A 13,049-nucleotide genomic window follows, 5' to 3' on the forward strand; every position below is an offset into this window, starting at 1 on the left:
GGGTGAATCGAGAATGGCGTCCATATTACCGCCGCAGGCCGCGTGGTTACAGGTGTGTGGAGATGCGAAGCTGAGTTTTAAGTCACGGAATCAGGTTAAAGATATGGCCAGTGACTTGGATGTAACGGCAAGTGATCGAGCGATTCTCATGGATCTAATCGAAGAGATACGATTGAATAACATCATGATTATGAATGTACGAGACTCTGGTCAGGTAGTACCATTTGTACAGCGAGTTCGGCAAATTGATGGCTTTATCGACATACAGATGGATCGAATTGGCGGTGCAAACTACATGAATACGGATCCCTTGTTGAAAGATCGACTGGTAAGTACATTGCGTGCAGCTGTCAAGGATTATCGCTCTTCTCGGGATGTGATTTTCAAGTTGGCTGAGCGAGGCGAGTTGCTGAAGGCCCGAGAGCTGGGGGCACAGCAGGTTCGACCGGCATACCAGAAGGTCAAGCAAGCATGTGAGGCCATTTTGGCACTGGCTTAGGTTTGTATTTCCTCCCAGAGGCCAAGCTCCGCTCCAAGTGTGGCGGGGTGATGCCGAGCAGAGCCGCCATTATTAGAAGTAACTTGAGTGGATAATGTATGAGTGAGAAAAGATTGATCGAGCATTTCAATCTCCGCTCGAAGCTCAAATTCAACATCGACAATGGCCACATTTGGTTGGGCGAAAATCGCATGTTGCTCTTGCATACTCAGGCATTGAGCGGCTTAAGAGATGAACTGTTTTCGAGTATGGGCGAGGCTCGTGCCCGTGGGGTTTTGATACGCCTTGGATTCAGAGCTGGCCAATTGGATGCACAGGTTGCAACGCAGTTGTATGGAGCGGGTGATGATTATGATGTATTCAAAATTGGTCCTGAGCTTCACGCATTTGAGGGGCATGTTAAAGCTGAAATTACTCAAGCAAAGATAGACTGGGAGCAGGGCAGCTTTGATGGACACGTCCGCATGGAGGGCTCATGGGAGGCAGAAGCACATATCCAGCAGTTTGGTGTTGGGGACGATGTTAGATGTTGGACGCTTGTTGGCTATGCCTCAGGTTATGTCAGTACCTTTTTTCGGAGGTTCATCGTTTTTCGAGAAGTTGAATGTGCCTGCAAAGGTGATTCTCACTGCCTCGTCATCGGGAAGCCTGCTGAAGAGTGGAATGATGACAGTTATATCGACTTGTTTAGGACGGATCAAGGCCAGACTTCTGCCTGTGATCTCGAAGAGCAGCTGCAACAGCTTCGCGGTTCCAGACCTAAACTTGAACCCCTGAATAGAGGAAACCTGGTCGGACAGTCCTCCGGGTTTGTAAAGGCTTTCGATCTTCTACATAAAGCTTGTCGTGGTCCTATAAATGTACTGCTTCTCGGTGAGACAGGAGTTGGCAAAGAGGTGTTTGCTAAATGGTTACACGATAACAGTGATCGTGCAGAGCAACCTTTTGTAGCAATCAACTGTGCTGCCATACCAAACGAGCTAATCGAAGCCGAGTTATTTGGTGTACGTCGAGGTGCATATACGGGCGCCCAGGAGTCTCGCCCAGGACGTTTTGAACGGGCAGATGGCGGTACACTTTTTCTTGATGAGGTTGGTGATCTTTCGCCCTCTGCACAAGTAAAGCTGCTACGTGTACTGCAAAGCGGTGAGGTCGAGCGGTTGGGAGACAACGAGACACGAAAAGTCGATGTGAGGCTTATTGCTGCTACTAATGTAGATCTAGAAAAGGCAATAGCTGACGGTGCCTTCAGGGCAGATCTTTTTTACCGTATAGCGACTTACCCAGTCAATATACCACCTCTGCGTGAACGCAAATCAGATATTCCACTATTAGCTCAGGCGATGTTGGATAAGTATTTGCCGCTTTATGGGAAATCCATAAATGGTATTACTGATGGGGCAATTCAAGCCATGAGTGACTACGAGTGGCCTGGAAATATACGTGAGCTGGAGAACCTTATCGAAAGGGCTGTCCTTCTGGCCCCTGAGGGGGGGAATATAGAGATCGAACATCTATTCCCGGGTAAGGTTGGATTATCCATTGTAGGTGCTGGACTCGATTCAGGAGGACACCTGTGCAAAATAGATGAGGGGCGCATGGATAATCTATACGAATCACTGATTGATAGCTCGGTCGACATGGAAACCCATCTAAATCGAATCTACCAATTAGCTGTTGATAGAGCAGGTGGTAATCTTACTCAAGCAGCGAAGATACTGGGCGTTACCAGGCGTCAAGTAGCCTATCGAGTGCAAAGAGTTAATCGGACTTAATTAACTTTTCCACTCGAAATACTTCTTGCCAAGCGGGCTCAACTCCAAGCATGAATCATCCTTTTCAAGCATAACGGTTTTTTGATCCTGCTCGAGCTCGATCAGCCCCGCCAGCGTGAGCAGTGTCGCCAGGCGATGTTTGATTACATCAGTGAATACTTCACCGGGTTCTCGGTAGATACGGAAGCCTTCTTCTTCGAGCTCAGCCATCATGTGCGGGAAAAGCTCTCTCAGGTACCGGGCTGCATCAACGCTTTTGAGCTTGCTCTGCTGTGTGTGCAGACGGTAAAGCAAAACCAATGCCGTTAATCGGATTGATGGCATTGCCGGATAGTTATCCACATAGGCCCAGTTGAATTGGGTAAACAGCCCCTGCATCAGGGTGTGGAAGGCAGCAGCCCAGTCCTGCTTTTTCAGAATGGCCCGGCCTTTTCGTGTGAGCACTAACTGACCTTTCACGACCCGACACAGGCCACTCACGATTGCGATGATGCGGCTGTAATTTACGGGTGGCACATCCTCTTCGGAGCGATACCCTCTTTGCCAGATAAATTGATTGTAGTGCAGTAGATCGGGATCGACTGCATCGACCATTTTGCGCACCACGGCCAGTGGCAGGTTGCCTTTTTTGGTCAGTTTGATGCCCTTTTCCTCAGCGCACTCGGCCAGCGTCTTGAACAGCGCCAACAGTGGCGAGTTTTCAGGCGTAGCCGCTGTAGGGTTAAACTGCAGCACTTCCGGGGCTTCAAAGGGGTGATAGAGTAGCTGATGCAGCAGGTGAGGCGACATCGGCAGCTCAACCAGCGGTTGCTCATCATCCTCCATGATGTGAAGCAAAAACTGATCAATAAATGCCTGTCTGATCATGTCGGACTCAAACTCACCCTGCTGTAACAGCCGGTCAATTTCAGGCTGTACGGACTTGAAGGCCTCAAAGAGCTCATCGTGAACCAGCAACGGGCTGTAGTGGTGCATCGCCTCCAATCGGGCATTAACAGACTTTTTATCGAAGTGAGCAGGATCAAAGGAGTCAGTGCCAAGCCAGTCACATAGCTCGTCATACTCATCATGCTGAGGGTCTTTCAGGATAGCGATAAGGTGATCGTAGCCCGGTATCCCACCACAAGACTCGGGTGGGCAGGCGTTTTCACCGGCAAGGCAGAGTGCCTCACTTGGTTGTGCGCCAATTAATGGCAGTGATTTTTCCAGACGAATACGATGTCGCCAGCCGTCACCAAAATCGTATTCGTAGAACAGCTCCGGCTTGGTCGTCGTCAGTACATCCTGCAAACGAGCCGTTGTATCGTCCTGCCATTCCTCAAAGCCCTGGTTTATGACTTCTTCATCAGTGAAGAATCGCTGATCAGCCGTGACGAAGCAGTAGTAGTGCAGATCCTGCCAGCCCATCGCGGCCTGTAAAATGGGGTGCAGCTCACTCAGTCTCATCTCGGCGGGCAGCAGAAGGCGGCGCCATACGGCGGGCCGAACATGTTCCAGTTCAATATGAAGTTGATAGAGTGTGCTGGACTGGGTGGCCATTGGCAGATCCGACTGGTGAAAAACACTATCGTACCAGACGGTTGTGGAAATGTGAGAGCGAGAGAGTGGAACTTCAGGGTGTATTGAGGGAGGTGTTACGGGCCGGTCATGCCGGTATGACTGGCCCGGGGAGTAAAAGGCGCTTCAGGCAGCGTACCGCCGTTCGGCCACCAGCAACTCGATCACCATTATGCAGATGGTTTTTGGTGTAGTGGTATCTGCGAGTAGTGCGCTCAAGCGAAGATTCAATTCATCTCGGTGTGGTCCTGGCGCTGAATGAGTAAGCGTATCCAGATAATGAGTCATAAAATGCCGGAACGAACGGGCGGTATTCGGTGCTTCTTCCAGCAGAGAAAATGTGTGTTCAATCCGCCAGACAACGGCATTGAGGTATGCTTTCCAGAGTCCGTGTTCTTTGACTGAGAAGCTGGTTTTAAATGCTTTTCCACCTGCTGTATTAGGTGCCTGCACACGGAATTGATGAGAGATATTGCCGTTGCGGTGAGGGTTGGCTTTGCAGTGCCATGATATCCCCGTCAGCCCGGTTGGATTATGGTAATTGTAGGTTGGCAGTACGCGCTTCTCTTCCAGTGAGGAGACTAGCTCATCGCGCGCGCGCATGGCCGCTGCCAGTGCTTGATCTCGGCTACCGTAGGCAGCATTGCCGAAAAACAGCTGATGGCGCTTGCCGTTGACGTGTTTACGAACCATGAACCCTGAGTCGACTTCGGTAATATTCTTCATGGCGGGATCTTTATCGGACATAGACGTTATCCTTAAAAGTTAATACGGGTTTCCATGCAGCAGTACTCAGATAAAAATTCAAGCTGACTTGTACACAGGTTGATTGGTGGCGGGGAGCCAAAGGCGCTGGTGCTTGCTGCTGAGCATGCCCCGCTTTGAATAGTTGCGTGAAACCCGCTTATGGGTGTTACTCATGGCGCTTTGGCCATCGGCATCCCGGAGATACCGAGCCAGAGTTGTCATTGCGGGTTTTCCATAGCGTGCCCCGGGTGTTGCACAGGTCCAAACATGCCGCAACATTGTTGCAATTTCCGGTATTGCACGATCCAGGTAGGATAACCCGACGGCGCACAGCTCAAGAGTCAGCTGGTCATGATCCATTAGCAATGCCATGGGTTGCTGAAAGCCACCCTTGCGATAGGTCCCGTCTTACCAATGTCGTGCAGGAGCCCGGCGATAAATCCAGCTTCTTGCATCTCGATCGGCATTTCGGGCTCGTTCAGTTGGATCATGCCAATTACATTACGTGCAACCGACAGTGAATGTTCAAGCAATCCCCCTGGGTAGGCGTGATGATCATTCTGACTGGCCGGCAGTTGCATGAACGCTTGAAGGCGATCACGGCGTTCAAGTACCAGCTTCACGAAGTGCTGAAGGGGCTTGGTTTTCAAGCCAACAACTGCATGTACCAGCTGGTCTGAAATATCCGGCAAAGGACAGAGGTCCCGAGGCAGAGTATAGAAGCAGGGAAGAGACATAAACTGGTCCAGCTTGGGCTTGCCAATATAGGTCAGGTAGAGCACGGGGATTTGATCCTCCCAGACACAGTGCCCCATTACCTCAACCAGCGACAGGTGACCTAATGCATCGGCCTCGATCCAGCACTGTGCGTTGGCAAATGCCGTATATGTCATGCTCCAGCAGCTGAGTTTCAACTCATGAACAGGTTCTCCGTCCTGATCGGTGTGGGTGACCAGGCTGGTGATGCGCAGAAGGTCGTGATACGGCTGTGTATGGTCAGCCAAGGTGTTAGAAATGTTCATAACGTTTCTCCTGTCAGTCGGATGACTGGTCGTTCTTGTCTTTGTGAGTGCGAACAAGGTTTTCAAATGCAGAGCCGTCCATTCGCGTCAGGTTAGGGATATAGCGCGAGTAGACCTTGAACAGCATTTCCGTGGAGGAGTGCCCAAGGAATCGTGCAACCCACTCTGCGACCTCGCCGGATGCCAGCAGCAGCGTGGCGCAGGTATGGCGGGTCTGATAAGGACGGCGCTTTTTGAGTCCTAGGTAACGCAGGAGCGGATACCAGACACGCTTGGTAACGTTGTTTTGGTCCAATGGCTTGCCTTCGGTGTTGCAGAACACATAGGGGCTCAACCTGCCGGTACTCTGGAACTGGTCTTTCAGCGCGTCATACACAGGGCCGAGCATCGGAATCTCCCGCTGCGAGCCATCGGTCTTGGTGTATTCCGTCTGACCAGCGATCAAGGTCTCTCGAACCAGAATCTGGCGTTTGTCGAAGTCGATGTATTCCCATTTGAGACCATCGATCTCGCCAGAGCGCATGCCGGTAAAGAACCGCAGGGTGTAGTAGTTGCGGTAGTCTTCACGCACGTTTTCAATGATGCGGTTGACTTCAAGCAGCGAGAACGGCTCGATGTGTACCTTTTGCAACCTGAGTGGCTTGATGTTCCGATAAGGATTCTCAAAACCGAAGCGATCCGATGCTTCGTCCATGATCAGCTTCACCAGACCCATGCGGTTGTTCAGGCTTTTGGCTGAGATGAACGTGTTCCCGTTGCGTCCTGGCAGCTTTGACTGCTGGCTGCGATACTCCATCAGATCGCCCTTGGTGATCTGATCGAGCGGTTTTTCACCAAAAAACGGCAAGATAGAACTGTCCAGCAGTGAGCGCACATTGCGGATATGCGAGTTACGCCATTCAATTTTGACCTCAGAGAACCACTGCTCGGCAAACTCAGAGAAGAGAGGGCAGCTGCTGCCGTTGTTCTTCTCGTTGCTCTCAGTTGCTGCAACAAAATTAGGCTTTTCAGCAAACTTTTTGACATTTTTACTGGTTGGGAAAAAATCCGCATAGTTGAACTGGTCGAGCACAATCAATGCTTCGATGCGCTTCAGCAAAGCCTCCACCTTCTTCTTGTTTGACGGGGTATCGGGCAGGGCGGTCTGTTCCCGGCAGCGCACACCCATGTAGTTGAAATCCATGTAGAGGTTGCCTGTTTCTTTCCGTGCCCGGACCTTACCCATAGCACACCCCGCCGTTTGCCATCGGGATCTCCAGGCTGCTCGCATGTGTAACGTTGAGCATGTCTTCTTCGATGGTCTCCCAGATGTAGAGGATCTTCCGGCCACCGAAAGGGCGAATGTAGTGCTTGCCTTCAATAAGCACTGAGTCCTTCAGGTTCTGCCGGATAGTGCGAGGGTCGTACTTGATGCGGGAGGACAGCTCTTCCGTTGTCAGGTATGTGTTGTTCATGAGATCATGCCTCTTCGTCTTTAAGCTATCGTTTGATGATTTAAATTATCATCTGATTGTTAATATAACGCATCAGATGATTATTTCAAGCATCTTGTGATAATTGTTTTTATCAGAGGTATGCATGATTCGTTATCACCTCAAGGAACTGATCGCCGAAAAGGAATTCCAGGAGAAAAGAAGGATTACTGTTTCTGAGATTGCTAAGGAAACGGGAATCAACAGGATGACCCTGTCAAAGATGTTGAACCACCAAGGCAGTAGTACGGTGACGGATAATCTGGATAAGCTCTGCTTCTACTTCAATTGTGAGATTGAGAGCCTCATAACGCATGTCAAAGATGAGGGGGGAGAGGGCGACCCTCTGGCTCAGGAGTAGAGTGGTAGCCAGTACGGAGTGTGTTCAGGCCTCTAGAGCCGCTGTGGTCACGAAGGTCTGGAGGTGGAGCAATATAGGGAGACTTCCTCGAATTCACACTGGATGAGCAGACGGGCGATCAGTGTAAGGAAGGAGCACTCAAAACCCGGCACTGGTTCGCATGAAGCGCCAAGAGTACAGATGTGAGGCAAGGACGCCTTAAGGTCAGGTCAAAAAGTGACCAGTTGGATGGGAGCGTTTTTATGTCACAGGGTTTGTCACAATTTGTCACATGACAGTGTTCTGGGCACACAATGAAAAAAGGCAGATCGGTAAGTACCTGATCTGCCTCTTAAAATTTGGTAGCGGGGGCTGGATTTGAACCAACGACCTTCGGGTTATGAGCCCGACGAGCTACCAGACTGCTCCACCCCGCATCAACTTGATGACGCGTATACTACGCACGGATTAAGCTAAGGTCAAGAGTTTATTACGTTTTCATTCTATCGCGTCGGATGGCACGTGTTTGGCACCAGGTTACGAACTGCGACAGCATTCTGTGCTCAAACTCGGACAGGCCCGACAGGTCGCCACACCAGAGTTCATTTACCTGGCGCACCAGCTGGAGTGAGCAGTCAAAACTGAATGCGCGATCATTAATCTGGAATTTCAGCCTGACCGGATAGCATTGGAGCGACAGGTCTGCTTCAGCAAAAAAGGCGATGCCGGTTTCAGACAGGTCTTCCAGGTGTACGCTCATACCCTGTATTTCAACCCAGATGGGGTCGTCCTCGTTTACCTTGAGGCGATACGCCCTGCGTCCGTTGTCGGCCAGCTCTGGAATATGGATCCTTGGTTTCATTGTTCTACAGCCCGTTTTTCCAAAACGAATTCAATGCGGCGGTTAATGGCCCTGTTTTCTGGCGAGATGTTCGGTACAAGCGGAATCGAAGAGCCATAGCCGGTTGCCGTCAGCCGTTTGGGGTTGATACCTGCATCGACCATATAGCGCAGTACTGTGGTGGCACGTACGGCCGACAATTCCCAGTTTGACGGGAACTGAGCTGTGCTGATCGGAATATCATCGGTATGACCCTGAATTTCCAGCTTGTAGCCTGGGTTGATCACCAGCGTCTCAAGCAGTGCATCCAGCATCGGCAGCATGGCGCGATTGAACTCGGCAGAGCCGGAGCCAAACAGGGCTGCTCCCTTGACGCGCAGAGACAGCTTGCCATCCTTGGGTGCGCCTATTTCGACCGCATCTTGCATCTGCATCAGCTCAAACGCTCGCTGCATGTCACGCGTCAGTTGCTGCCACTCAAGCTCCAGTGCGCGTGCTTCCTGGTCTGCATCAGAATCCTGATCGGACTGTGGACGCTCTTCCGGCGTTTGCAAAATGGTATCGTTAATTTCGGTTGAGTCAGTGGTTGGGGCGTTGTGTTCCAGTGGAACGATACTGTTGGGCGCACCGGAGACGGCACGCTGGAAAGCTGTCTGAAATGAGCGCATTGCATCGGCAAAGCGTTCCTTTTCCAGGTTGGACATGGAGAACAGCAAAACAAAGAACACAAGCAGCAACGTCATCAGGTCGGCGTAGGTCATCAACCAGCCTGGAGAGCCGGAGTCGTCTGTCAGTTCACGTCGACGACTGCTCACCGCGAAGCCTCAGGCTTCTTGCGAGCTGCTTTGGCATTCTCTTCACCGGGCTTTTGTGCCTTGCCGATTTTAATCGGCTTGCGCTGGGCTTCGGGCAGGTAGGAGGCCAGCTGTTCGTAGACATGCATGTAATGGTCATTGGTGAGGATACTGATGCAGCCTTCCCGAATAATCTCCAGATTGGTGACCTCAGACAGGGTGCGCGCGTGGAGTTTGCCGGCAATGGGCAGGAACACCATGGTGGCCAGAAGCGAACCATAGAAGGTTGTCAAAAGAGCAACGGCCATCGCGGGGCCAATGGTTTCCGGGTTGCTCAACTGACTGAGCATCTGGATCAGACCGATCAGGGTGCCCAGCATGCCGAAAGCCGGTGCATAGGCTGCCATCTTGCGAAACACGTCCTGTACCGAGTGATGACGTGCGATCAGTGAATCGATCTCATTCTGCAGGGTGTTCCTTATTACTTGCTCGGATGCGGCTTCGGCCAGCAGGTTGCAGGCGCGCTTCAGTACGTGAGAATCACTTTCCACATCCCCCAGTTTCAACAGACCATGGCGATGTGATACCCGGCTCAGCTCAAGCATGGTATCGATCATTTCCTGCGCATTGGTTTTGTCTTGGGTGAATACGATCCAGGCCGCCTTAAAGGCGTTCAGTACATCCTTGAACTGTACTGTCAGCAGTGTGGCTGCAATAGTCCCGCCGGCTACGATCATCAGGCCGGGGACGTTGACGAATACATCGGGGTTTCCGCCCAACAGGATGGCGCTGACGATCAGGGCAATGCCTGAAAAAATGCCGAGAAGTGAGGCGAAATCCATTGTTTTTGAGTACCCTGTACAGCCGTGCCAATGTCGGCACTGGAATGTGAAGTCGCAGTATAACAAGACCCTACCGATGTCGTCAGACTACTATATTGGCCTGCCGCAATGGAAACATCCGCAGTGGGATAACAGTTTCCAGACGGATGCACAGCAATCCGATCTGGCCCAGTATGCCGCCTGCTTCAATTCAGTGGAAGGTAATACGACCTTCTATGGGCTTCCCGGGCGCGATACGTTGTTGCGTTGGCAGAGCCAAACGTCTGCAGATTTCCGTTTCTGCTTCAAATTTCCCCAAAGCATCAGCCATGCAGCGCGTCTGCGCAGTTGCGGAGCTGAACTGGGTGCGTTTCTGGATCATATGCTGTTGCTGGAGCAGCGGTTGGGAATGCTCTGTCTGCAGCTGCCCGCCAGCTTCGGGCCGAGCGACCTGACTCTGCTTGAACGCTTTCTGCAGCAGCTGCCAGCCGGCGTGCGTTACGGGGTAGAGGTTCGGCATCAGGCGTTTTTTCAGGGCGGAGAGCCGGAGCGCTGTCTGAACAGACTGCTGATGGAAACGGGGATCAATCGGATCAGTTTTGATACCAGAGCTTTGTTTGCCAACCCGGCGGCTGACCCTGTCAGTCGAGAGGCACTTCAGCAGAAACCGGATCTGCCGCTGAGAGTATTGGCGACAGGGTTAACACCCATGGTGAGATTCATTGCACCGCTGGCACTGGAGCAGGGCTATCAGTGGCTTGAACCCTGGGTTGGACAGGTACTGAAATGGATTGATGAGGGCAGGACCCCCTTCATATTCATGCACTCGCCCGATAATGCGAGGGCGCCTGAGCTGGCGCGCTGGTTTGCACAGAGGCTGGAGCAACAGCGGCCCGGGATTTGTGGCTTTGTCGACTGGGCAACGCAGCCCCGGCGTCAACCGGGGCTGTTCTGACACTCAGTGCAGTGCGTTGGGCTGAGCCAGAGTGAACGGGGGGATCTGAGCGTCAAAGCCTTGATTGTCACCCGTTACCATATGGTAGTGTCCCTGCATGCTGCCAACCTCAGTAGCAAGCACGGTGCCGCTGGTGTACTCGTAGGTATGGCCAGGTTCGATGACTGGTTTTTCTCCAACCACGCCCTCACCCTCAACTTCCTGAACATGTTCATTGCCGTCGGTGATGCGCCAGCGTCGGCTCAATAGCTGAACACTTTCGGTATTGTTGTTGGTAATGCTGATTCGGTAGGAAAAAACAAAACGGTGCGCCTCTGGCTCGGACTGTTCCGGCAGGTAGGCGGTGTCGACACGGATCTCGATGTTTCGACTGTAGTCCAGATTTTGCATCAGTTTTTCGGTTTCCTCTTGCTTGTGAGCAGGGCTCATGACGCAGTCAAAGCATCGCTGATGCTGACAAATTGTGCCAGTGTCAGCCGCTCCGGGCGTAGTCCCGGGTCGATGCCCAGCTGTTCCAGCTGATCGGCATCAATCAGCGTTTTCAAGTTGTTGCGCAGTGTTTTACGGCGCTGACCGAAGGCGGTACGCACGACTGTTTGCAACAGGTGCACATCCTTTGCCGGAACCGGGGGGTCTGCATAGGGGACCAGACGAACGATGGCTGAGTCGACCTTGGGTGCTGGCGAAAAAGCCTCCGGAGGCACGATAAACAGAGGCTCTATACGGCAATAATACTGGGCCATAATCCCCAGTCGGCCGTAGTGGTTTTCACCCGGACCTGCGGCCAGGCGCTCAACGACCTCCTTTTGCAGCATGAAGTGCATATCCTTAATGAGGCCATTGAAGCTGAGCAGGTGAAAGATCAACGGTGTCGAGATGTTATAGGGCAGGTTACCCACAATGCGCAACGGCCGTTCATCCTGTTTCAGGCTCTCAAAATCGAACTTGAGTGCATCGGCTTCATGGATGGTGAAGGTGTCGGCAAAACGGAAAAACTGCGTGCGCAGGACCGGAATCAGGTCCCGATCCAGCTCCACGGCATCCAGTTCGCCATTGCAGGCGTCCAGCAGTTCTTCAGTCAGAGCCCCAAGCCCCGGGCCGATTTCGACCATATGTTCGCCCGGCTGGGGGTTAATGGCACGGATGATACGTCCTATGACGCCCTGATCGTGCAGAAAGTTCTGACCAAAACGCTTGCGCGCCTTGTGTCCAACGGGTTTTTTACTCATTGATCAGTTACCTGATTGATGGCGGGCCATGTCGAGGGCAAAACGCAGCGCGGTCTGAAGGCTGCCAATGTCGGCCAGCCCAGTGCCGGCTAGGTCAAGCGCCGTACCGTGATCAACCGAGGTGCGGATGATCGGTAACCCCAGTGTGATGTTGGCCGCTCGACCGAATCCCTTGTACTTGAGGACGGGCAGTCCCTGATCATGATACATGGCCAGCACCGCATCGGCATCCTTGAGATGGTGTTCGGTGAACAGCGTATCAGCGGGCAGGGGGCCCACCAGGTCAGCTCTGTGCTGTCTGAATTCCGCCAGTATCGGCTCGATCACATCGATCTCTTCGCGGCCCATGTGGCCACCCTCACCGGCATGGGGGTTGAGCCCGGCCACCAGTATGCGAGGCTGCTTGATGCCAAATGACCGCTTGAGATCATGCAGCAGCACCGTAATGACATCACGCAACAGCGGTTGGGTGATGGCGGCGGATACGGCGGAAAGAGGCAGGTGAGTGGTAGCCAGGGCGACTTTCAGTCCTTCAGTGGCCAGCATCATCACGACCTTGTGACTGCCGGTCATCTCTTCCAGAAACTCGGTATGGCCGGTAAAGGCGATGCCGGCGTCATTGATTACGCCCTTGTGTACAGGTGCCGTTATTAGCGCATCGAAACTGCCGGAAAGGCAGCCCAGCGTTGCCTGTCGCAACGTTTCCAGCACATAGGAAGCGTTGGCCGGGTTCAGCAGGCCGGGTTCACTTTTGGCCGTGAGCTGTACCGGCTGGCAGTAAATGGCTCCAGGCTGAGCGGGCGCAGCAGGTTCGACACTGTTGAAGGGGAGTACTTCAAGTTCAAGCCCCAGGGCTGCAGCACGCTGGCGCAGTAGCTCCGGGTCCGCTACGGCAACCAGCTGGCAGGGAAACGCCTGCTGGGCCAGCTGTACGCAGAGCTCAGGGCCTATACCGGCAGGCTCCCCGGGGGTGATGGCAAGGCGTGGGCAACTCACA

The 13,049-nt window shown here is 52.8% G+C and carries 15 protein-coding genes and 1 tRNA gene; 4 read left to right on the forward strand and 12 right to left on the reverse strand.

Features of this window, described 5'->3' with window-relative positions; translation table 11 throughout:
* Positions 1-103 precede the first annotated feature (103 nt).
* Together ABIE61_RS10445 and ABIE61_RS10450 are read left to right on the forward strand one after the other, a co-directional pair.
* Positions 104-499 (forward strand): hypothetical protein, encoded by a 396-nt coding sequence (locus ABIE61_RS10445; protein WP_354409239.1) that lies wholly within the window; start codon positions 104-106, stop codon positions 497-499.
* Positions 500-597: 98 nt separating this feature from the next.
* On the forward strand, positions 598-2,274 hold the full coding sequence (locus ABIE61_RS10450; protein WP_354409241.1) for a sigma 54-interacting transcriptional regulator: 1,677 nt from the start codon (positions 598-600) through the stop codon (positions 2,272-2,274).
* Here ABIE61_RS10450 and ABIE61_RS10455 read toward each other — a convergent pair whose 3' ends face one another.
* From ABIE61_RS10455 to ABIE61_RS10475, 5 genes are all read right to left on the reverse strand, one after another.
* Positions 2,275-3,813: a plasmid pRiA4b ORF-3 family protein gene (locus ABIE61_RS10455; protein ID WP_354409244.1), complete on the reverse strand. Its 1,539-nt coding sequence runs from the start codon at positions 3,811-3,813 to the stop codon at positions 2,275-2,277.
* A 144-nt stretch (positions 3,814-3,957) separates the two neighbouring features.
* Positions 3,958-4,578 (reverse strand): hypothetical protein, encoded by a 621-nt coding sequence (locus ABIE61_RS10460; protein WP_354409247.1) that lies wholly within the window; start codon positions 4,576-4,578, stop codon positions 3,958-3,960.
* A 359-nt stretch (positions 4,579-4,937) separates the two neighbouring features.
* Entirely contained in the window at positions 4,938-5,600 is a 663-nt protein-coding gene (locus ABIE61_RS10465; protein WP_354409249.1) for a TraI domain-containing protein, read from the reverse strand.
* A 13-nt stretch (positions 5,601-5,613) separates the two neighbouring features.
* Positions 5,614-6,825 carry an Arm DNA-binding domain-containing protein gene (locus ABIE61_RS10470; protein ID WP_354409252.1) on the reverse strand — a complete coding sequence of 404 codons (1,212 nt, stop codon included), beginning with the start codon at positions 6,823-6,825 and terminating at the stop codon, positions 5,614-5,616.
* Positions 6,818-7,054: a hypothetical protein gene (locus ABIE61_RS10475; protein ID WP_206839263.1), complete on the reverse strand. Its 237-nt coding sequence runs from the start codon at positions 7,052-7,054 to the stop codon at positions 6,818-6,820. The genes ABIE61_RS10470 and ABIE61_RS10475 overlap by 8 nt, the downstream gene beginning before the upstream one ends.
* Before the next feature lie 124 nt (positions 7,055-7,178).
* Here ABIE61_RS10475 and ABIE61_RS10480 point away from each other — a divergent pair, with 124 nt between their 5' ends.
* Complete coding sequence (locus ABIE61_RS10480) at positions 7,179-7,433, forward strand: helix-turn-helix domain-containing protein (RefSeq protein WP_354409255.1); 255 nt, start codon at positions 7,179-7,181, stop codon at positions 7,431-7,433.
* A 339-nt stretch (positions 7,434-7,772) separates the two neighbouring features.
* On the opposite strand, the gene ABIE61_RS10485 is transcribed toward ABIE61_RS10480, so the two are convergent.
* From ABIE61_RS10485 to ABIE61_RS10500, 4 genes are all read right to left on the reverse strand, one after another.
* Positions 7,773-7,849 (reverse strand) — tRNA-Met (locus tag ABIE61_RS10485).
* A gap of 53 nt (positions 7,850-7,902) precedes the next feature.
* Complete coding sequence (locus tag ABIE61_RS10490) at positions 7,903-8,274, reverse strand: PilZ domain-containing protein (protein ID WP_091821828.1); 372 nt, start codon at positions 8,272-8,274, stop codon at positions 7,903-7,905.
* Positions 8,271-9,068: a flagellar motor protein MotB gene (locus ABIE61_RS10495; protein WP_354409257.1), complete on the reverse strand. Its 798-nt coding sequence runs from the start codon at positions 9,066-9,068 to the stop codon at positions 8,271-8,273. Before ABIE61_RS10495 ends, ABIE61_RS10490 begins: the two co-directional genes overlap by 4 nt.
* Positions 9,065-9,889 carry a motility protein A gene (locus tag ABIE61_RS10500; RefSeq protein ID WP_354409260.1) on the reverse strand — a complete coding sequence of 275 codons (825 nt, stop codon included), beginning with the start codon at positions 9,887-9,889 and terminating at the stop codon, positions 9,065-9,067. Before ABIE61_RS10500 ends, ABIE61_RS10495 begins: the two co-directional genes overlap by 4 nt.
* Positions 9,890-9,965: 76 nt before the next feature.
* Between ABIE61_RS10500 and ABIE61_RS10505 the strand changes: the two genes are divergently transcribed.
* A complete protein-coding gene (locus ABIE61_RS10505; RefSeq protein ID WP_354409262.1) occupies positions 9,966-10,823 on the forward strand; it encodes a DUF72 domain-containing protein in 858 nt (285 codons plus the stop codon).
* A gap of 3 nt (positions 10,824-10,826) precedes the next feature.
* On the opposite strand, the gene apaG is transcribed toward ABIE61_RS10505, so the two are convergent.
* The 3 genes from apaG to pdxA are packed head-to-tail and all read right to left on the reverse strand — an operon-like array spanning position 10,827 to position 13,048.
* Positions 10,827-11,252, reverse strand: a complete 426-nt coding sequence (apaG, locus tag ABIE61_RS10510) for a Co2+/Mg2+ efflux facilitator ApaG/CorD (RefSeq protein ID WP_502915053.1) — start codon at positions 11,250-11,252, stop codon at positions 10,827-10,829.
* On the reverse strand, positions 11,249-12,052 hold the full coding sequence (gene rsmA / locus ABIE61_RS10515; protein ID WP_354409264.1) for a 16S rRNA (adenine(1518)-N(6)/adenine(1519)-N(6))-dimethyltransferase RsmA: 804 nt from the start codon (positions 12,050-12,052) through the stop codon (positions 11,249-11,251). Before rsmA ends, apaG begins: the two co-directional genes overlap by 4 nt.
* Positions 12,053-12,055: 3 nt before the next feature.
* Complete coding sequence (gene pdxA / locus ABIE61_RS10520) at positions 12,056-13,048, reverse strand: 4-hydroxythreonine-4-phosphate dehydrogenase PdxA (protein ID WP_354409266.1); 993 nt, start codon at positions 13,046-13,048, stop codon at positions 12,056-12,058.
* Position 13,049: the final 1 nt, after the last annotated feature.

Source organism: Marinobacterium sp. MBR-111, assembly GCF_040547585.1.
Taxonomy (GTDB): domain Bacteria; phylum Pseudomonadota; class Gammaproteobacteria; order Pseudomonadales; family Balneatricaceae; genus Marinobacterium; species Marinobacterium iners.